General features: G+C 72.2%; 11 protein-coding genes. 5 read left to right on the top strand and 6 right to left on the bottom strand.

Translation table 11 applies throughout. The features are described 5' to 3' along the window. The first annotated feature begins 213 nt into the window (after positions 1-213). Together KBC94_RS17295 and KBC94_RS17290 are read left to right on the top strand one after the other, a co-directional pair. The gene (locus KBC94_RS17295) at positions 214-6,102 is read left to right on the top strand and encodes an Hpt domain-containing protein (RefSeq protein WP_294372810.1); all 5,889 of its coding nucleotides are present in this window, start codon (positions 214-216) and stop codon (positions 6,100-6,102) included. 292 nt (positions 6,103-6,394) lie between these two features. Beyond that, positions 6,395-7,600 (top strand): urate hydroxylase PuuD, encoded by a 1,206-nt coding sequence (locus KBC94_RS17290; RefSeq protein WP_294372808.1) that lies wholly within the window; start codon positions 6,395-6,397, stop codon positions 7,598-7,600. Between the two features lie 131 nt (positions 7,601-7,731). Here the strand turns inward: KBC94_RS17290 and KBC94_RS17285 are convergent, their stop codons facing one another. Next, complete coding sequence (locus KBC94_RS17285) at positions 7,732-9,126, bottom strand: 8-oxoguanine deaminase (RefSeq protein WP_294372805.1); 1,395 nt, start codon at positions 9,124-9,126, stop codon at positions 7,732-7,734. A 65-nt stretch (positions 9,127-9,191) separates the two neighbouring features. Here KBC94_RS17285 and KBC94_RS17280 point away from each other — a divergent pair, with 65 nt between their 5' ends. Beyond that, complete coding sequence (locus tag KBC94_RS17280; RefSeq protein WP_294372802.1) at positions 9,192-10,538, top strand: glycerate kinase; 1,347 nt, start codon at positions 9,192-9,194, stop codon at positions 10,536-10,538. 22 nt (positions 10,539-10,560) lie between these two features. On the opposite strand, the gene KBC94_RS17275 is transcribed toward KBC94_RS17280, so the two are convergent. From KBC94_RS17275 to KBC94_RS17255, 5 genes are all read right to left on the bottom strand, one after another. Then, positions 10,561-11,355, bottom strand: a complete 795-nt coding sequence (locus KBC94_RS17275; RefSeq protein WP_294372800.1) for an EAL domain-containing protein — start codon at positions 11,353-11,355, stop codon at positions 10,561-10,563. A gap of 193 nt (positions 11,356-11,548) precedes the next feature. Next, the gene (locus tag KBC94_RS17270) at positions 11,549-11,974 is read right to left on the bottom strand and encodes a thioesterase family protein (RefSeq protein WP_294372797.1); all 426 of its coding nucleotides are present in this window, start codon (positions 11,972-11,974) and stop codon (positions 11,549-11,551) included. A gap of 83 nt (positions 11,975-12,057) precedes the next feature. Further along, the gene (locus tag KBC94_RS17265) at positions 12,058-13,071 is read right to left on the bottom strand and encodes a tripartite tricarboxylate transporter substrate binding protein (RefSeq protein ID WP_294372795.1); all 1,014 of its coding nucleotides are present in this window, start codon (positions 13,069-13,071) and stop codon (positions 12,058-12,060) included. Positions 13,072-13,110: 39 nt separating this feature from the next. After that, on the bottom strand, positions 13,111-14,775 hold the full coding sequence (locus KBC94_RS17260; protein ID WP_294372792.1) for an indolepyruvate oxidoreductase subunit beta family protein: 1,665 nt from the start codon (positions 14,773-14,775) through the stop codon (positions 13,111-13,113). 10 nt (positions 14,776-14,785) lie between these two features. Further along, complete coding sequence (locus KBC94_RS17255) at positions 14,786-16,939, bottom strand: indolepyruvate ferredoxin oxidoreductase subunit alpha (protein WP_294372789.1); 2,154 nt, start codon at positions 16,937-16,939, stop codon at positions 14,786-14,788. Between the two features lie 139 nt (positions 16,940-17,078). Between KBC94_RS17255 and KBC94_RS17250 the strand changes: the two genes are divergently transcribed. Next, positions 17,079-18,005 (top strand): LysR family transcriptional regulator, encoded by a 927-nt coding sequence (locus tag KBC94_RS17250; protein WP_294372787.1) that lies wholly within the window; start codon positions 17,079-17,081, stop codon positions 18,003-18,005. 203 nt (positions 18,006-18,208) lie between these two features. Further along, positions 18,209-19,786 (top strand): xanthine dehydrogenase small subunit, encoded by a 1,578-nt coding sequence (xdhA, locus tag KBC94_RS17245; RefSeq protein ID WP_294372786.1) that lies wholly within the window; start codon positions 18,209-18,211, stop codon positions 19,784-19,786. Position 19,787: the final 1 nt, after the last annotated feature.

Genomic DNA, 19,787 nt, shown 5'->3' with positions numbered 1-19,787 from the left:
GGCCCGTACGGGCCTGGTCCAGTGGACCAGGCCCGACTGGCGAGGGGCTGCGCCACTGGCGCAGCGCGGTCTGCAAGACCTCTCCAGCGGCCCGGCAAAGCCGGTTCCGCGGATGTTCCCGCTTGGCCTGCTCCGCGGCCATTCGAACGGGAAGCCAGTGGCGGTTGCTGGCGCTGGCGCCGCGCGCCAGGTTGGGCTTGCCGGAGTGAACGCATGAACGCACCTCACGCGAGCGGCACATCGGCGATGGACGGCGCCACCACCGACCTCGGCCCCCTGGCCTGGGTGCATGGCGAGGTGCGCAAGTCGCTGGAGAACGCGGCCAAGGCGATGCACCGGCATCAGCTGGGGCGTGCGCCGGGGCAGGCGGGCGACGAGGCCGATCTGCAGGCGGCGGTCCATCACCTGCATCAGGCGGCGGGCGCGCTGCAGCTGGTGGGGCAGGGCGGGGCAGGGCGGCTGGCATCGGGCATGGAATGGGCCGTGCAGCGGCTGCAGCGCGAGCCGGCGCTGCAGACCGATGCCTCGACGGCCGCCATCGAGCGGGCCGGCTTCGCGCTGGCCGACTTCCTGGCCCGCCTCATGGCCGGCCGTCCGGCGCCGGTGCTGGGGCTGTTCCCGCATTACCGCGACATGCTGGAGCTGGCGGGTGCCGACCGCATCCACCCCGCCGACCTGTGGCCCGAGCCGTGGTCCTGGCCCGCACTGCCCCGGCCCGAGGGTGTGCCGCCGCTGGTGCTCGATGCACCGGTGCGCGCCGGGCTCGACCGCGACCTGCTCCAGGTGGTCAAGAGCGGCAATGCCGAGTCGGCCCGCCGCCTGGCCGCGCTGTGCCTGCGCCTGATGGCCGGGCAGCCGCCCGGCACGCCGCCCGCCGGCTTCTGGCTGCTGTCCGGTGCCTTCTTCGAGGCCCTCGGAGCCAGCGTGCTGGTGGCCGATGCGTACGTGCGCCGCACCGCCTCGAGGGTGATGCTGCAGTACGCCGCCCTGGCCCGCGGCACGGCGCCCGTGGCCGACCGGCTGGGGCAGGACCTGCTCTTCTTCTGCGCCCAGGCGCGCGTGCCGGTGCCCCCGCCGGCCCCCCTGCCGCTGCTGACGACCGTGCGCCGCGCCTGGGGCCTGGGCCGCGGCGATCCGGTGGATTACGAGCAGCGCCGCTTCGGCCGCTTCGATCCGGCGGTGCTGGCGCAGGCCCGCCGTCGCGCCGAGGCCGCCAAGGAATGCTGGTCCGCCATCTCCGAGGGCGACCTCAACCGCCTGCGCCCCGCTGCCGACAGCTTCGCGCAGCTGGGCGAATCGCTGATGGCGCTGTACCCGGCCGCCGCGCCGCTGGTGCAGGCCTTCGACCAGGTGCTGGGCGAGGTCATCCACCGCGGCGTGCCGCCGTCGACCGAACTGGCGCTCGAAGTGGCCACCGCGCTGCTGCACATGGAGGCCGCCTTCGACGACCTCGATCCGCAGAACCGCGAACTGGCCGAGCGCATCGTGCAACTGGCCGGCCGCATCGAGCGCGCGCGGCGCGGCGCGCCTTCCGAGCCACTGGCGCCCTGGATGGAGGCGCTCTACCACCGCGTGAGCGATCGCCAGAGCCTCGGCACCGTGGTCGACGAACTGCGCGCCCACCTGGGCGAGCTGGAGAAATCGCTCGACCAGTTCTTCCGCCGGCCAGGCGACGGCAGCGTGCTGCGCGCCGTGCCGGCCCAGCTCACGCAGATGCGCGGCGTCCTGTCGGTGCTGGGCCTGGACCAGGCTGCGCGCGCCGTGCAACGCATGCGCGAGGACGTGGAGCAACTGCTGGCCGACGGCGCCGGCCAGGGTGCCATCGCGCCCGGTGCACCGGGCGTCGAGCGCCTGGGCCACAACCTGGGCGCACTCGGCTTCCTGATCGACATGCTGGCCTACCAGCCGGCGCTGGCGCGGCGGCTCTTCGTGTTCGACGAGGCCGCCGGCCGGCTCGATCCCCTCATGGGCCGCCAGGGCGCGCCGGCGCCCGTGGTGCCGCCGCGCGACGAGCTGCCGGCCGAGGTGATCGACAGCGCCCGCGCCGTGGACGCGCAGATCGCCCAGCGCCTGGCCGAGGTGGGCACGCCCGTGGCGCCGGCCCTCGAGGAATTCAGCCGCGCCGCCGAGACCTGGCCGACCGCGTCGCCGCCATCCGTGGCACCCGCCGAGGCGGCATCGCCTCCGGGCATGGACGTGGCCGAGCTGGACGAGGACGACCTGCGCGCCATCTTCCTGGACGAGGCCCGCGAGGTGCTGCAGTCCGCCCGCGCCGCCTTGCGCTCGCTGGCCGAGCCGCCGGGCAGCGGCGACGAACTCACGGTGCTGCGCCGGGCCTTCCACACGCTCAAGGGCAGTGCCCGCATGGTGGGGCTGACCGAATTCGGCGACGCCGCCTGGGCCTGCGAGCAGGTGCTCAACACCTGGCTGGCCGAGCAGCGCCGTGCCGACCCGGCGCTGATGTCGGCGACCGAAGTCGCGCTGCCCGGCTTTGCCGCATGGATCGACGCCATCGCCGAGGGCCGCACGCTGCCTGCCAGCGCGCCCTGGCTGGCGCCGATGCGTGCGCTGGCTGCGGCGCCCGAGTCCGCAGACCCGGTGCCGCCGGTCCGTGCGACGACGCCCGCGCCCGCGCCGGTATGGGCGCCGCCTGCACCGGCCGAGCCGCCCCCGGCGGCCGAGGCGCTGCCCCCCTTGCCGGTCTTCGAGCCCGACTTCGAGGCCACCACGTTGCCGGCCCCGCTGGAGCCGCTGCCGGCGCCCGTGGAAGATCCCGACCTGCTGCCCGAGCTGGATCTGGGCGGCCCGACCCAGCCGGCCGACCTCGACTTCCTGCTGCCCGATCCGCCGCCGCGCCCGCCGATCCCGGCGCCTGCCAGCTTCGGCCACACCCGCATGGAGGCCGAGTTCGCCTTCGACGAGCCGCCTACGCTGCCGGCCCCGATGCGCCGCGAGGAGGACGAGTCCGAGGCCGATGCCGCGCTCGCCGACTTCGAGCGCACCACGCAGGCTGAGCCGGCCGAGGACTCGGTGCCGCTGTCCTCGGACTACGGTGTGGATTTCGAGCTGTCGATGGTGCCGCCCGAGCCCGCGGCTGGCGAGCCGCCGATGGCCGACGACGCAGCCCCCGACCCGGTGCAGGACGACGCAGCGCCGGCCACGCCACCGCCTCAGGAAGCCCCGGCGCCCGTCGCGGGCGACGACGTGCGGCTGGTCGGCGGACTGCGCATTCCGCTGGCGCTCTACAACGTCTACCTGAGCGAGGCCGACGAATGGTCGCGCCAGCTGGTCGAACGGCTGGCGGCCTGGGCCCCCTCGCCGGGCACGCGCCTGCCCGACGAGGCGATTGCCGCGGCGCATTCGCTGGCCGGCAGTTCGGCCACCGTCGGCTTCGCGCTGCTGTCCGAACTCGCGCGGCTGGTGGAGAACGCGCTGCAGCACCTGCAGGGCGAACACCGCGCGGGCGCGGCCCAGGCGGCCGTGCTCGTCGAGGCTGCGCAAGACATCCGCCGGCTGCTGCACCAGTTCGCGGCCGGCTTCGTCAAGGCCCCGAACGCCGGCCTGCCCGAGCGGCTGCGCGCCCTGCTCGAACTGCCCGCCCCCACCCCGGCATCCACGCTGGGGCCGGCTTCGGCGCCCGGGCCCGATGTCGCGCTGGAGCCCGAGGACGAACTCGGCGCGGTGCAGGACGCCGTCGACCACGAGCTCTTTCCCATCTTCGAGGAGGAGGCGGCCGAACTGCTGCCCGCCCTCAGCCGTGCGCTGCGCGCCTGGGCCGCGCAGCCGGACGACGGCGACGCCCGCGCACAGGTGCTGCGGGCCCTGCACACCCTCAAGGGCAGCGCCCGGCTGGCGGGGGCGATGCGCCTGGGCCAGCGCGCCCACCAGATGGAATCGGCGCTGGAGCCGCTGGGCCTGGGCGACACCGTGCGCGAAGCGCTGGAGCAGGCCCTGGGCCGGCTGGACGTGCTGCAGGCCGATTTCGACCAGCTCCGCGCCGCCGATTCGGCCGACGAGGCGCGGCGCCAGCAACTGGCGGCCGATTCCGTCGCGGCCGAGCACAGCGCGCCGGCGCTGCGCATCCAGACCGGCGATGCCTCCGCGCCGCTGGCGTCGGCCGCCGAGGCGGTGGCGGCCGGCGACATGCCGGACGAGGTGCCGCGTCCCGCCGGCCTCGACGCCGCGCTCGCGGCTGCCCAGCCCGCCGCAGCGCTGGCCGCCACCCCGGGGGCCGGGGCCGTGGTGCGCATCCGCGCCCAACTGCTCGACAGGTTGATGGCCGAGGCCGGCGAGGTGACCATCACCCGTGGCCGTGTCGAGGCCTCGGTCGAGCAACTGCGCGGCGCCCTGGGCGAACTCACCGGCAACCTGCAGCGCCTGCGCCAGCAGCTGCGCGACCTGGAGGTGCAGGCCGAAAGCCAGATGCAGTCGCGCCAGATGCAGTCGCGCGATGCGCAGGGCTTCGACCCGCTGGAGTTCGACCGCTTCACCCGGGTGCAGGAGCTGACGCGCATGATGGCCGAGTCGGTGGACGACGTCGCCGCCGTGCACCGTACGCTGCAGCGCACCGTGCAGGTGGCCGAGGACGGCCTGCAGACCCAGGCGCGCCAGACGCGCGAGCTGCAGCGCTCGCTGCTGCGCACGCGCATGGTGGCCTTCGACAACCTGGCCGAGCGGCTGTACCGCGTGGTGCGCCAGGCGTCCAAGGAAACGGGCAAGCCGGTGCACCTCGACCTGCTCGGCGGCGAGGTGGAGATGGACCGCGGCGTGCTCGACCGCATCGCGCCGGCCTTCGAGCATCTGCTGCGCAATGCCCTGGTCCATGGCATCGAGCCGCCCGCGGAGCGCGAGCGCGCCGGCAAGCCGGCCACCGGCCAACTGCGCGTGGAGATGCGCCAGGACGGCAACGACATCGCCATCCGCTTCGCCGACGACGGCGGTGGCCTGCGGGCCGAGCGCATCCGCGACCGCGCCGAGGCACAGGGGCTGATCGAGCCCGGCGCGGCGCTGGACGAGCGGGCACTGGCCGAGCTGGTCTTCCGTCCCGGCTTCACCACCGCGACCGAGGTCTCGGAACTGGCCGGGCGCGGCATCGGCATGGACGTGGTGCGCGCCGAGGTGACGGCCCTGGGCGGCCGCATCGAGACCCGCAGCACGGCGGGGCAGGGCACCGAGTTCCGCCTGGTGCTGCCGCTGACGACGGCCGTCACGCAGGTGGTGATGCTGCGCGCGGGCGGGTTGACCTTCGGCGTGCCCGCCAGCCTGGTCGAACTGGTGCAACGCGCCGGCGCCGCCGAGCTGGCCCAGGCCTATGCCGAGGCGCACAGCGGCTACGGCGGGGAGCGCCTGCCCTTCTACTGGGCGGGTGCGCTGCTGCAGGCCTCCGACGCCAGTGAGCAGCCACCCGGCCGCGCCAACACCCTGGTGGTGGTGCGCAGCGCCGCCCAGCGCGTGCTGCTGCATGTGGACGAGGTGCTCGGCAGCCAGGAAGTGGTGGTCAAGAACCTGGGGCCGCAGCTCGCGCGCGTGCCGGGCCTGGTGGGCATCACCGTGCTCGCCTCCGGCGCCGTGGTGATGATCCACAACCCGGTGGTGCTCGGCACGTTGCACGGCGGGCAGGCGCGGCGGCGCCAGCGCCTGGCCGCGGACCTGCCCGCGCCCGATGCCGCCGGCCAGCCGGGCCGCACGGCGGCCCAGGTACCGCTCGTGATGGTGGTGGACGACTCCATCACCGTGCGCCGCGTGACGCAGCGCCTGCTGCAGCGCGAAGGCTGGCGGGTGGCGCTGGCCGCCGACGGCCTGCAGGCGCTGGAACTGCTGCAGGGCGAGCGGCCCGCGCTGGTGCTGTCGGACATCGAGATGCCGCGCATGGACGGCTTCGACCTGGTGCGCAACATCCGCGCCGACACGCAACTGGCCGACCTGCCGGTGGTCATGATCACCTCGCGCATTGCGGGCAAGCACCGCGAGCATGCGCAGGCGCTGGGCGTGGACCACTACCTCGGCAAGCCCTACGGCGAGGACGAGCTGCTGGCGCTGGTGCGCCGTTATGCCGCGCCGGTTGCGCCGGCCGAAGCGGCCCTGGCGGACGCGGCAGGCTGAGGCGGCACGCCCGCCCTGGCGGGTCGTGCCGCGTTCGTCCGCCACGTCGGTGGGCCGCTCCGGCGGCATGCTTATTGCAGCCAGCCTTGGCATGTCAGTGATAACCCTTGGCGGCCCGCGCGCGACCCGCGCCCGGACCGACAAACTGTATACACTCGCGTCCACAACAAAACCGCCGCAGCGGAGCGATGAGGCGCATCGGCCCCCCGATGCCAAGCGTTCGCGGCACCTTCTGCTTACAGCGCCCGCGGTGGTGAGCAGGACAGAACTCTCATCACCTCAGGGTTGAGCGATGGAAAGCTACTACCTCGACTGGGCCAACCTGCTGCTGCGCTGGCTCCACGTCATCACCGCGATCGCCTGGATCGGTGCCTCCTTCTACTTCGTGATGCTGGACAACAGCCTCGAGAAGCCCAAGGACGCCGAATCGCTGGACAAGGGCGTGGGCGGCGAGCAATGGGCCGTGCACGGCGGCGGCTTCTACAACATGCAGAAGTACGCGGTGGCGCCGCGCAAGATTCCGGAGCACCTGCACTGGTCCTTCTGGGAAAGCTACTCCACCTGGCTGAGCGGCTTCGCGCTCTTCACGGTGTCGTACCTGTGGAACGCCAGCACCTACCTCATCGACAAGAGCAAGATGGACTGGCAGCCCGGCGCCGCCATCGCCGTCGCGCTCGCCTTCTTCGTCGTGTTCTGGATGGTGTACGACGGCATCTGCCAGATCTTCGGGCGACGCAAAAACGGCGACACCATCGTCGGCGTGCTGATCGCGCTCTTCATCGCCTTCGCGGCCTGGCTGGCCTGCCACTGGTTCGCCGGGCGCGCCGCCTTCCTTCTGGTGGGCGCCATGATGGCCACGACCATGAGCGCCAACGTGTTCTTCTGGATCATCCCGGGCCAGCGCAAGAGCGTGGCGGCCCTGCGCGAGGGCAAGCCGGTGGACCCGATCCACGGCCAGCGCGGCAAGCAGCGCAGCGTGCACAACACCTACTTCACGCTGCCGGTGCTGTTCGCGATGCTGTCCAACCATTACAGCTTCACCTACACGCATCCGCAGAACTGGATCGTGCTGCTGCTGATCATGCTGGGCGGCGCCGCCATCCGCCAGTTCTTCGTGGTGCGCCATCGCTGGAAGCTGGGCAACGCGAAGAACCCGCTGCCCTACGCCATGCTCGGCATCGCCGTCCTGGGCCTGACCATCGTCTGGATGAAGCCCGAGCCCGTGGCGCCGCAACCCGCCGCCGCGCAGGCCGCGCCCGTGGCCTATGCCGAGGTGCAGAAGGTGCTGGAGCAGCGCTGCTACCTGTGCCACGGCGCCGCCGTGCAGATGAAGAACGTGCGGCTCGACTCGCCCGAGCAGGTGGCCGCGCATGCGCAGGCCGTCTACCAGCAGGTGGTGGTGACGAAGATCATGCCGATGAACAACGCCACCGGTATCACCGAGGCCGAGCGGGCGCTCATCGGGCGCTGGTTCCAGGGCGGGGCGAAGACGAACTGACACCGGGAGACGGGCATGCTTGGGCCCGCCCGTCTCCGCCCATGGCTGCTGCTGGCATGAGAAACCCAGAGCGGCGAGGCGTGGCTTCGAACCCCTCTTCTCTCGCGGGAGAGGGAGTCATCCGCGATCAATCAGGCGCTGCGGGCCGCTTCGGCGAGCTGGACGGCGAGCCGGTTGTGCCGCTCCACCAGCGGTTGCAATTCCACCGTCGCCAGCTGGCCTTCGCGCACCACCACCCGCCCGTTGACCACCGTGTACGCCGCCTGCGGGCTGGCGCACAGCAGCAGGCTGGCCACGGGGTCGTGCACGGCGCCACCGGCGAAGCCCAGGGTGCGCAGGTCGAACAGGGCCAGGTCGGCGCACATGCCCGGCGCCAGGTGGCCGATGTCGGCGCGGCCGAGCACCTGGGCGCCGCCGCGGGTGGCCATGGCCAGCGCGTCGCGGGCGGTCATCTCGGCCGGGCCGTGGTCGCAGCCGAAGGCATCGAGCGAGCGGCGCACCCGCGCCAGCAGCAGCGCCTGCCGCGCCTCGCCGACCATGTGCGCGCCGTCGTTGCTGGCGCTGCCGTCCACGCCCAGGCCCACGGGCACGCCAGCGTCGAGCATGCGGCGGATGGGCGCCAGGCCCGAGGCCAGGCGCATGTTGCTGCAAGGGCAGTGGGCCACGCCGGTGCGGCTGCGCGCGAACAGGCCGATGCCGGCTTCGTCCAGCTTGACGCAGTGGGCATGCCAGACGTCGTCGCCCAGCCAGCCCAGTTCCTGCGCGTATTCGGCCGGCGTGCAGTTGAACTTCTCGCGGGTGAAGGCGATGTCGTGGTCGTTCTCGGCCAGGTGGGTGTGCAGGCGCACGCCATGCTGGCGGGCCAGGGCCGCGGCATCGCGCATCAGCTCGCGGCTGACCGAGAAGGGCGAGCAGGGCGCCACCGCCACGTTGACCATGGCGCCGTGGCTGCGGTCGTGCCAGGTGGTGATCAGGCGCTCGGTGTCGCGCAGGATGGCCTCCTCGTCCTCCACCACGCGGTCGGGCGGCAGGCCGCCCTTCGACTGGCCCAGGCTCATGGCCCCGCGCGACGCGACGAAGCGCATGCCGATGGCCTGCGCGGCCTCGATGCTGTCCTCCAGCCGCACGCCGTTGGGGTAGATGTAGAGATGGTCGCTGCTGGTGGTGCAGCCGGACATCAGCAGCTCGGCCATGGCCACCTGCGTGGAGACGTTCACCATCTCGGGCGTGAGCCCGGCCCAGATCGGGTAGAGCCCGCGCAGCCAGCCGAAGAGTTCCGCGTCCTGCGTCGCCGGTATGGCGCGCGTCAGCGACTGGTACATATGGTGATGGGTGTTGACCAGCCCCGGCATGACCAGATGGCCGCGGGCATCGATCACCTCGTCGGCCTGCTGCGGCAGGTCGGCCGCGGGGCCGATGGCCTCGATGCGGTGGCCGCGCACCAGCACCGAGGCATCGCGCAGCTCGGTGCGCGCGTCGTCGAAGGTCGCCACGCAGCTCGCGTGGCGGATCAGCAGGGTTTTCATCGGTACAGTCCTCTCGCGCATTCAAAGACCTCGGCGGCTTTGCCGGGTCCCTGGAGACAAAGAACATGATCGCATCCGACACCGCGTCTGCCTCGCTTCCTGATCCGAAGCAGCAGCCGCGCGCCTTCCTCGAACACCTCTACCGTGTCGCCGTGCACCAGGCGCTGCCCCTCGCGCGCATGGGCCAGTACCTGCCCCCGCCGCCGCGCGGCCGCACGCTGGTGCTGGGCGCCGGCAAGGCCGGGGGCTCCATGGTGCAGGCGCTGGAGGCCCTCTGGCCGCAGGACGCCCCGCTGTCGGGCCTGGTGGTCACGCGCTATGGCCACATCCCGCCGCGGCCGGCCGGCGTGCCGTCGCGCATCGAGCTGGTGGAGGCCGCGCACCCCGTGCCCGACGCCGCCGGCCTGCGCGCCGCCGAGCGCATGCTCGCCCTCACGCATGGCCTCACGGCCGACGACCTGGTGCTGTGCCTGATCTCCGGCGGCGGCTCGGCGCTGCTGACGCTTCCGGCCGAGGGGCTGACGCTGGAGGACAAGCAGCGCATCAACCGCCAGCTGCTCGAATCGGGCGCGCACATCGGCGAGATGAACTGCGTGCGCAAGCACCTCTCGCGCATCAAGGGTGGCCGGCTGGCCGCGGCCTGCGCGCCGGCCCGGGTGGTCACGCTCACCATCAGCGACGTGCCCGGCGACGACCCGGCCGTCATCGCCAGCGGCCCCACGGTGCCCGACGGCAGCACCTGCGCAGACGCCCTCGCCATCCTGCAGCGCTACGGCATCGAGTTGCCGGCCCGCGTCATGGAAGGCCTGCGCGGCGGCTGCCTCGAAACCCCCAAGCCGGCCGATGCCGCGTTTGCCGGCCATGCGGTGCACCTGATCGCGACGCCGCGGCAGTCGCTGGAGGCGGCCGCGCTGGCGGCCCGCGCGGCGGGCATCGACGCCCATGTGCTGGGTGACGACATGGAAGGCGAGTCGCGCGAGGTCGGCAAGGTGCACGCCGCCCTGGCCCGCGCGGTGGCGCGCCACGGCACGCCCTTCGCGCGGCCCTGCGTGATCCTGTCTGGCGGCGAGACCACGGTGACCGTGCGCCAGCGCCCACCCGGCACCGCCAAGGGGCGGGGCGGACGCGCGGGCGAGTTCTGCATGGGCCTGGCCGGCGCGCTGATGGGGGAGCCCGGCGTGTGGGCGCTTGCCGCCGACACCGACGGCATCGACGGCGTGGAGGACAACGCCGGCGCCTTCGTCGGACCCGATACGCTGGCCCGCGCGGCGCAACGCGGCCTCAAGCTGTCGGACCACCTGGACCGCAACGACGCCTATGGCTTCTTCGATGCACTCGGCGACCTGCTGGTGACCGGGCCCACGCACACCAACGTCAACGACTTCCGCGCGCTGCTGGTGATGCCGGACTGAGGCGGGGCCGCCCGGCGCCGGTTCAGCCGAAGATCTCGGCCTTCGGCGCCAGTGCCTCGAAGCGCGGCCGGGCGAACAGGTAGCCCTGCATCAGCCGCACGCCCTCGTGCAGGAAGAAGTCGCGCTCGCCGGCCGTCTCGACCCCCTCGGCGACCACCGTGATGGCCAGCTCCTCGCACATGCGCAGGATGCCGCGGGTGATGGCCTGGCGCGCGCGGCTGGTGTCGACGTTGCGCACCAGGGCCATGTCCAGCTTGACGACATCGGGCTGGAAGTCGGCCAGCAGCGTCAGGCCCGCGTAGCCGGCGCCGAAGTCGTCGATGGCCGTCAGGAAGCCGCAGCGCTGGTACTCGGTGAGGATGGAGGCGAGCCAGGGCCCGTCGCTGACCCGCTCGCCTTCGGTCACCTCGAACACGATGCGGTCGCGCGGAAAGCTGTACTTGTCGGCTGCCTCGAGCGTGGTGCGGATGCAGATCTCCGGCCGGTACACCGCCTGGGGCAGGAAGTTGATCGACAGGCGCGTGTCTATGCCGAGCGCGGCGGCGATGCGGATCGCGTTGACGCGGCAGGCCTGGTCGAAACGGTAGCGGTTGTCGGCATTGACCTGGTCGAGCACCGTCATGGCGCCTTCGCCGTCCGGCCCGCGCACCAGCGCCTCGTGCGCCCAGATCTCGCCAGCCTGGAGGTCCAGGATCGGCTGGTAGGCGAAGCTGAAGGGAAAGAGCGGCACCTCGCCTTCGCGGCAGCCCTTGCAGCGCCCGCTGGCGGCGGATGGCGAGCCCCCAGGGGCCGGTTGCAGGGCGATGGTGTGGATCATGGACGGACGTAGGGGCAGGAGGGACGGCGCGGCCCCGGCCCCCGCGGCCCCGGACGGGCGGGCCGTCTGCGTCGAGGCGCTGCGCTCGGCCGACGTCACGAGCCGCCGGATGTTCCCTGGCGGCTGCCCATCCGCGTGTAGGCGCGTGTGCCGCGCTGTTGAGGTCTCCCGCGCCGGGGCGCAGGGCGCCGGCTCACTCGCACAAGGCACGGATCTCGGGCGGAATGGGAAGCGCGCGCAGCCGCCCGTCGGGCCGTTTGCCGCCGAAGATGCGCACTTCCTCGCATTCGAGGATCAGCGTCTCGCCCTCGGGGTCGTCGCGGGTCACGCGGTAGGCCTGCACGAAGCTCTTCTCGCGCCACTCGCGGACCTGCACGGCGAAGTGGAGCGTGTCGCCATAGCTGGCGGTGCTGACGAAGCGGGCCTGGGTGTCCACCAGCGGCGTGCCGACGACGCCGAGGGTGCGTGTCGTCTCTTCCCAGCGCGGCACGCCGCAGCCGGCAAAGAAATGGCGCGAGGCGGCGTCGATCCAGCCGAAGAAGTTGGGAAACCAGACGATGCCGGCAGGGTCGCAGTCGCCGAATTCGACGCGGGCGGTGTAGGTGATGGTCTTGGACATGGCGGCAGGTTAACGGCGGCGCGACCGGGGAGCCTTCTCGCCCGGCGCCGAGGGCAGAGGGGCTCATGCGGGCGGGGCGGGCCTCAATCGGCCTTGATGCCCCGCTCCTTGATGATGGCCCCGAAGCGCGTTGAATCGGCCATCGCGCGGTCGTGGAAGGCGGCTGGCGTGCCGGGCGCCGCTTCGCCGCCGAGCTGCTGGATGCGTTCCTTCACCATCGGCAGCCCCAGCACTTTGTTGATCTCGGTGTTGAGCCGCGCGATCACCGGCGTGGGCGTGCCGGCCGGCGCGTAGAAGCCGAACACGGTGTCGGCGTCGAAGCCTTTCAGGCCGGCCTCGGCCAGCGTGGGCACATCGGGAAAGAGCGGCGAGCGCTGCGGGCTGCCCACCGCCAGCAGACGCAGCTTGCCGGCCTTGACCTGCTGGAGCGCGATACCCGGGTCGAAGTAGTAGTCGATCTGGCCGGCCAGCAGGTCCTGCAGCGCGGGCGCCGCGCCGCGGTAGGGCACATGGGTGGCGAAGGTGCCGGTCTGCGACTTGAACATCTCGCCCGCCAGATGGGGTGAGCTGCCCACGCCGGGCGAGCCGTAGGAGAGCTTGCCCGGCCGGGCCTTGAGGTAGGCGATGAACTCCTGGATGTTCTTCGGTGGGAGCTCGGGCCGGATCACCAGGTAGACCAGCACGCGCGCGGCGGCGGCCACCGGCACCAGGTCCTTGGCGGGATCGAAGGGCATCTTCTCGTACAGGTGCGGATTCACCGACACCATGCCGCCGGAGCTCATCAGCAGCGTGTAGCCGTCGGCCGGGGCGCGGGCCACCACCTCGCCGCCGATGTTGCCGTTGGCGCCACCGCGGTTCTCGACCACGACCGGCTGGCCCAGCGCCTCCGACAGGGGCTGGCCCACGAGCCGCGCCAACTGATCGGCCGCGCCGCCGGGCGGGAAGTTGACCACGACGCGGATCGGCTTGGTCGGCCAGGCCTGGGCATGGGTAGCCAGCGGTGCCGCCAGGGCGGCGGCCACGCACGCGGCACCGGCCAGGGTCAGCGCCAGGCGGCGGCGCGGGTTGCGGATGGCGGGGTGGGGATGAGAGGTCATCGCTTGTCTCCTTCTTGGTCTATTGGGGGTCTCGGTGTCTCAGGCGCCCTGGCCCTGCGAGCGGGGCGGCCGGCGCATCCAGCGGATGGGCTGCTCGGCCACCGGGCGCGGCGGCGCGCCGTGCGCCCGCAGGGTGGCGTCGAGGGCGGTGCCGGCCTCGTCGGCCAGCGCGGCCTCGCGGGCCGCGGCAATGGCCTGCGCGCGCTCGGCCGGCGTGCGGCCTGGGCTGCGGGCCAGGTGGTCGACGATGTGCAGCAGGTTGGCCTTGCCGCGCTCGTTGGTGCTGCCGTAGCCCTTGATCAGGCGGCCGCACAGCGCGAGCTCGTGGCCGAGGGCCCAGTCCTCGCGCGCGCCGGCCTGGACGGCGGCCAGCCAGTGCTCGATCAGCCTTTGCTCCTCGGCGAAGCGGCTGCCGATGGGCCGCAGCCGGCGCAGGCTGGCGAGCAGCCGCAGCGCGGCCATGCCCATGACCGAGTGGCTGCCCACCTTCAGCGGCAGGGCCCACGGCGACTGGCCGCGGCGCTGGCGGGCGCGGTCCCAGTCCTGCAGCCGGCGGGCGAGGGCGGGCGGGAGCAGGGCGGCGAATTCCGGTACGCCGGGCTTGAAGTGGTCGTAGACGCGCAGCAGGTCGGCCTCGCCGGCCTTGACCTCCATGCGCACCCGCTCGGCGCGGCTGGCGCGGGCCTTGAGCGCGGCCACGCGCACGATGTCGTCGAAGGCCATCCACAGGGCCAGCCAGCGGGCCATCTCGCGGGTGATGGCCCAGCCGTGCGCGCCCGCGGGGTCGGACGCGCGTTCGGCATCGAGCACGCGCGCCAGGCGGTCCGTGTAGCGACTTGCGTAGGCCCCGTCCTGGTACTCCAGCGTGCGCGCATGGCCCAGGGCCATCATCTCGTGCACGGCGGGCGGAAAGCGGCTGGCCAGGTCGGCGGGCAGCGTCGGGGCCGGCGTGGCTTCCACCTTCGGGTCCTTCAGCAGCGCATCGACGAAGGCCGCCTGCTGCCGCGGTGCATTCACCGCCTCGTAGGCACGCGCAAAGCCGCGCAGGCTGGCCGCCGCGGTGGCGCCCGGCGCCTTGCCCGAGGCCGGATCGTGGATCGCCGCCTCGAAGGCCGCGCGCGGCCAGGGCAGCACGCCGCTGCCGGCGATGGCGCCGTACATGATGCTGCTGATGACGGTGCCGCATTCGCGGGCCATCGCCGCCATGTCCAGCACCTGGTGCGCGCGGCTGAAGCGGCGCACCACCTCCAGCAGCTGCGCCGCATCGGCCCGGCCGTCGCCCAGCGCCATGCGCTCGGCCGTGGTCAGGCTGCGGCTGGAGGAGGTGATGACCTGGGTGCGCGTTGGGTCGGCCATGCCATTGGCGATCTGGCGCGTGGTCTCCAGCAACTCGGAGGAGACGATCACGTCCAGCGCGCCCGGGGCTGGCACCAGGCTGAACACCGGCTGGCGCCCTTGCAGCTGCGCCAGCGGCACCGGGAAGACCTCGACGTAGTAGGTGGTGGCGCCGGTGCGCTGGGCCACGCCGGGCACCGAGGTGCTCTGCGCCGCGTAACCCGCATGGCGGGCGGCCTCGATCAGCCATTCGGTGAGCACGCCGCCGCCTTCGCCGCCCAGGGCGCACAGGAGCAGGGTGAGGGGGCGTTGATTCGCGGACGCGATGGGATTCATGGTGTCGAAGCGGGGATGGAGCGAAGCGGGCATGGGTTGCTCCTCATGCCGGGCGCAGGGCGCGCACCAGGGCGGACTGCAGGCCGTGCAGCAGCCGCTCGTGCCAGCGCGGGTTCTGCACCACCTCGGCCCGGTAGAAGCTGGGGCACAGCGTGGCCGCATGCGCATTGGCGCCGCACAGGCCGCAGCCCACGCAGCCGTCGATGACGGTGGCCACCGGGTCCACCTTCAGCGGGTCGGGGTTGTCCTTGAGTGTCAGCGTGGGGCAGCCCGACAGGCGGATGCAGGCGTGGTCACCGTTGCACACGTCCTCGTCCACGCCGTACTTCACGCGTACCACGCGCTCGCCCTTCTTGAGCAGCTGTGCGATCCAGGGCTTGATGCGGCGCTGGCGCTCCAGCTGGCATTCGCCTTCGGCAATGATGACCTTCAGCCCTTCGAAGGAGGTCGTGAAGGCCTCCGTCAGCGTGGCCCGCATGGTTGCCACCTCGTAGGTATGGACCGTACGCATCCACTTCACGCCCAGGCCGCGCAGCGTGTCCTCGATGGTGTGGTTCTTGTGGGCCAGGCTCTGCTGCTTGTCCTCGGCGCGGGCCTTGGTGTCCTCGTCGGGCGTGGAGATGATGTCCTGCGTGCCGGTGGCGCTGGTGTAGCCGTTCTTGAAGATCAGCAGCACGGCGTCGTCGCCGTTGAAGAGGGCGCTCTGCACGCCGGTGAGCAGGCCGTTGTGCCAGAAGCCGCCGTCGCCCATGATCGACAGCACCCGCCGCTGCATCATGGGCGAGACGCCCGCGCGGCTGGCCAGGCTCATGCCGTAGCCCAGGATCGAATGGCCGCCGCTGAAGGGCTCGAAGGTGCCGAAGGCATGGCAGCCGATGTCGGCGGCGATGTGCACCTTGCCCACTTCCTGCTGCGCGAGCTTGAGGGCCGAGAACACCGGCCGCTCCGGGCAGCCGATGCAGAAGCCCGGCGGCCGCCCCGGCAGCGGCTTGCCCAGCAGCTCGGCCACGGCCCGGCGGCGCGCGTCGTTGGCGGCCAGCCAGTCGGTACCGGTCTGGCCGGCGCCCTCGGGCAGGTAGCGCGCGGCGAAGGCGGCCAGGCCACGGGTCAACACCTCGGTGGTGTACTCGCCCGCCATCTGCAGCAGGTCCTTGCCGTGCAGCGGCGTCCGCAGGTCGCGCCGCCGCAGCAGCGTCGCGATGTCCTGCTCGATGTACTCGGGCTGGCCTTCCTCCACCACCAGCAGGGCGCGCTTGCCGGCGGCGAAGTCGACGATCTGCGCCGGCACCAGCGGATAGGTGACGTTGAGCACCAGGATCGGGATCTCGCTCTGGCCGAAGGCATCGGCCAGGCCGTGCTGCTGCAGCGCGCGGATGAGGGCGTTGTAGAGCCCGCCCTGCACCACGATGCCCAGGTCCTCGCGTGGGCCGGGCATCAGCTCATTCAGGCCGTGCTCGGCGATGTAGCGCTGCGCGGCCGGAATGCGCTCGGCGCTCTTGCGCTTCTCGTGGCCGAAGGTGACGGGCGGATGGGCCAGGCGCTCGTAGTCGAAGCGGGCCGGCTCCTCCATCAGGCTGCGGGTGCTGACGGCCGGGGCGCGGTTGTCCTTGCAGTCGAAGCTGCCGCGCACGTGGCAGGCGCGGATGCGCAGCTCCATCATGCAGGGCATGCTCGAGGCCTCGGAGAGGTTGAAGCCTTCCTCCACCATGCGCACCATGGTCGGCAGGTGGGGGCGCGGGTCCAGCAGGCACAGGCTGGACTTGAGCGCATAGGCATGGGTGCGCTCCTGGATCACGCTGGCGCCTTCGCCGTAGTCCTCGCCCACCACGATCAGCACGCCGCCGGTCACGCCCGGCGAGCTGAGGTTGGAAAGGGCATCGGCCGCCACGTTGGTGCCGACGATGGACTTCCAGGTGACGGCGCCGCGCAGCGGGTAGTGGATAGAGGCGCCCAGCATGGCCGCGGCTGAAGCCTCGTTGGAGCAGGCCTCGACGTGCACGCCCAACTCCTGCATGTAGTCGCGGCCCTGCACCATCACGTCCAGCAGGTGCGACACCGGCGCGCCCTGATAGCCGCCCACGTAGGCCACGCCGGCCTGCAGCAGGCCCTTGGTGATGGCCAGGATGCCCTCGCCGTGGAAGGTCTGGCCCGCGCCCAGGCGCAGCGCCTGCACTTCCTTGCTGAAGGAAACTTCCATGTTCTTGTCTCTCCGTCGTGGGGGCCTGGCCGCGCGTCCAGGGGCGTCGGCCACCGCAGCCCGGGGGGCCGCTCATGCGAAAGCGCGGAGTGTCCGGCGCCTGGGGCATGTCCTCAATGCAATGGACCCGCTAAGTGTTATGAACGGCGTGCATATGGAAAAGCTGGACCTGAACCTGCTGCGCGTCTTCGATGCCGTGCACCGCACCCGCAACGTGAGCCGCGCCGCCGAGGCCCTGGGCCTGACCCAGCCGGCGGTCAGCCATGGCCTGACGCGGCTGCGGCTCGCGCTGGGCGACGCGCTGTTCACCCGGGTGGCCGGCGGCGTGGCGCCCACGCCGCGGGCCGAGCGGCTGGCGCCGGCCGTGCGGGCGGCGCTCGCGGCGCTCCATGAGGCCGTGGCCGAGCCCGAGCGCTTCGACCCGGCCCGCTCGCGCAAGACCTTCCGTATCCACATGAGCGACATCGGCGAGGGCCGCTTCCTGCCGCCGCTGATGCAGCACCTGCGCGCGTTGGCGCCCGGCGTGCGGCTGGAGACGCTGCCGCTGCGCCCGCAGGACATCGCTGCCGCGCTGGACGAGGGCCGCATCGACCTGGCCTTCGGCTTCCTGCCCAAGGTGAAGGACACGCGGCGCCAGCACCTGCTGAACGACCGCTACATCGTGCTGGTGCGCGACGGCCATCCTTTCGCCCGCCGCACCCTGCGCGGCAAGGCGCTGCTGGCGGCGCTGCAGACGCTGGACTTCGTGGCCGTGCGCTCGCATGCCGACACCCTGCGCATCCTGCAGCTGATGGAGTTGGAGGAGCGCGTGCGGCTGGTGACCGAGCATTTCATGGTGCTGCCTGCCATCGTGCGCGACACCGACCTGGCGGTGGTCATGCCGCGCAACATCGCCCGCAGCTTCGGCGAAGGCGCCGGCTTCGCCATCGTCGAACCCGACTTTCCCCTGCGCGATTTCGGCGTGGCCCTGCACTGGAGCCGCCGCTTCGAGGACGATGCGCCCAACCGCTGGCTGCGCGGCGAGATCGTGCGCCTGTTCGGCGAGGACACTGGCCTGCCGGCCTGACCGGATGCTGCACCGCCGCAGGGCCTGCGGCACCAGCATGGGTCGCGCAGGTGACGCCACGGTGCATGGCGAGGGTGCCCACGCGCAGCGCATAACGATTGGCGGATGGCCTCTATGGCCCAGGGCGTATCCGCGTAAGCTCGACTCCGACTAACTTCGCCCATCGCCGCGCCGCCTGCGGCTTCGCTGCCCCCACGAGATCCATGAGCACCTCCACCCAACCCATCCAGTTCTTCCACCGCGGCCGCGTGGTGGCGGTCGACGGCGTGCATCCCACGCGCTCCGTGCTCGACTGGCTGCGCGAGGACGCGCGCTGCACCGGCACCAAGGAAGGCTGCAACGAGGGCGACTGCGGCGCCTGCACCGTGGTGATCGGCGAACTGGCCGCCGAAGGTGAATCCGGCGCCGTCGGCGGGCTGAAGCTGCAGACGGTCAACGCCTGCATCCAGTTCCTGCCCACGCTGCATGGCAAGGCGCTGTTCACCGTCGAAGACCTCAAGGCGCAGACGGCCTGCGTGCACGACGGCGAGCGTCATTCCAAGCACCCTGTCCAGCAACTGCATCCGGTGCAGCAGGCGATGGTGGACTGCCACGGTTCGCAATGCGGCTTCTGCACCCCGGGCTTCGTGATGTCGATGTGGGCCAGCTACGAGCAGCACGGCGCCCGCGGCAGCCGGCCGACGCGCCAGCAGCTGGCCGACGAGCTGTCGGGCAACCTGTGCCGCTGCACGGGCTATCGGCCCATCCTCGACGCCGGCCAGAAGATGTTCGACCTGCCGCCGGTCAGGCTGGATACCGCCCCCGTGGTGCAGGCACTGCAGGCCCTGCGCACCGACGCCACCTTCGACTACGCCGCGCCGCTCGGCCACCGCACTGACCACTTCCACGCACCCGTCAGCCTGGAGGCCTTCGCCGAACTGCGCGTGGCCAAGCCGCAGGCGCGGCTGCTGGCCGGCTCCACCGACATCGGCCTGTGGGTCAACAAGCAGTTCCGCGACCTGGGCGACATCCTCTACATCGGCAACGTGCCCGAGCTCAAGCGCATCGACGTGGTGGAGCAGGACGAGCTGTGGATCGGCGCCGCCGTCTCGCTGGAAGACGCCTGGTCCGCCATCGTGCAGCGCGCGCCCTCGCTGCAGGACGTGTGGCTGCGCTTCGCCTCGCCGCCCATCCGCCATGCGGGCACGCTGGGTGGCAACGTGGCCAACGGCTCGCCCATCGGCGACTCGCCGCCCATCCTCATGGCGCTCGATGCGGAGGTGGAACTGCGCAAGGGCCACTGCGTGCGCCGCATGCCCCTGACCGACTTCTACGTCGACTACATGAAGAACCAGCTGCAGAGCGGCGAGTTCGTGCAGGGCATCGCGCTGCCGCTGTCGGCGTTCGAGCGCCAGTTGCGCGGCTACAAGATCAGCAAGCGCTTCGACTGCGACATCTCGGCCCTGTGCGCCGGCTTCGCGCTGGAGCTGGACGGCGAGGTGGTGCGCAGCATCCGCCTGGCCTACGGCGGCATGGCCGCCATCGTGCGCCGTGCCACCCAGGCCGAGGCCGCCCTCGTCGGCAAGCCCTGGACCCAGCAGACCGTCGAAGCCGCCAAGGCCGCACTCGCCCAGGACTTCAAGCCGATGACCGACCTGCGCGCCTCGGCCGACTACCGGCTGCAGGTGGCGCAGAACCTGCTGCAGCGCTTCTGGCTGGAGACGCGCGCCGACGAGCCGCTGGAGGCGCAGGAGACCAGCGTCTGGACGGTGATGCCCCACGCCCCTGCCTTCGGAGCCTGAA

The organism is Pseudacidovorax sp., from assembly GCF_017991995.1.
In the GTDB taxonomy this organism is placed as follows: domain Bacteria; phylum Pseudomonadota; class Gammaproteobacteria; order Burkholderiales; family Burkholderiaceae_C; genus Xenophilus.
The sequence above is the reverse complement of the archived record's forward strand: the minus strand, read 5'-3'. Positions and strand labels throughout refer to the sequence as shown.

Coding starts and splice junctions, on each gene's coding strand:
- KBC94_RS17290 (WP_294372808.1), top strand. CDS start 6,395: ATGGAAAGCTACTACCTCGACTGGGCCAACCTGCTGCTGCGCTGGCTC.
- xdhA (WP_294372786.1), top strand. CDS start 18,209: ATGAGCACCTCCACCCAACCCATCCAGTTCTTCCACCGCGGCCGCGTG.
- KBC94_RS17260 (WP_294372792.1), bottom strand. CDS start 14,775: ATGCCCGCTTCGCTCCATCCCCGCTTCGACACCATGAATCCCATCGCG.
- KBC94_RS17275 (WP_294372800.1), bottom strand. CDS start 11,355: ATGATCCACACCATCGCCCTGCAACCGGCCCCTGGGGGCTCGCCATCC.
- KBC94_RS17250 (WP_294372787.1), top strand. CDS start 17,079: ATGAACGGCGTGCATATGGAAAAGCTGGACCTGAACCTGCTGCGCGTC.
- KBC94_RS17295 (WP_294372810.1), top strand. CDS start 214: ATGAACGCACCTCACGCGAGCGGCACATCGGCGATGGACGGCGCCACC.
- KBC94_RS17285 (WP_294372805.1), bottom strand. CDS start 9,126: ATGAAAACCCTGCTGATCCGCCACGCGAGCTGCGTGGCGACCTTCGAC.
- KBC94_RS17265 (WP_294372795.1), bottom strand. CDS start 13,071: ATGACCTCTCATCCCCACCCCGCCATCCGCAACCCGCGCCGCCGCCTG.
- KBC94_RS17280 (WP_294372802.1), top strand. CDS start 9,192: ATGATCGCATCCGACACCGCGTCTGCCTCGCTTCCTGATCCGAAGCAG.
- KBC94_RS17270 (WP_294372797.1), bottom strand. CDS start 11,974: ATGTCCAAGACCATCACCTACACCGCCCGCGTCGAATTCGGCGACTGC.
- KBC94_RS17255 (WP_294372789.1), bottom strand. CDS start 16,939: ATGGAAGTTTCCTTCAGCAAGGAAGTGCAGGCGCTGCGCCTGGGCGCG.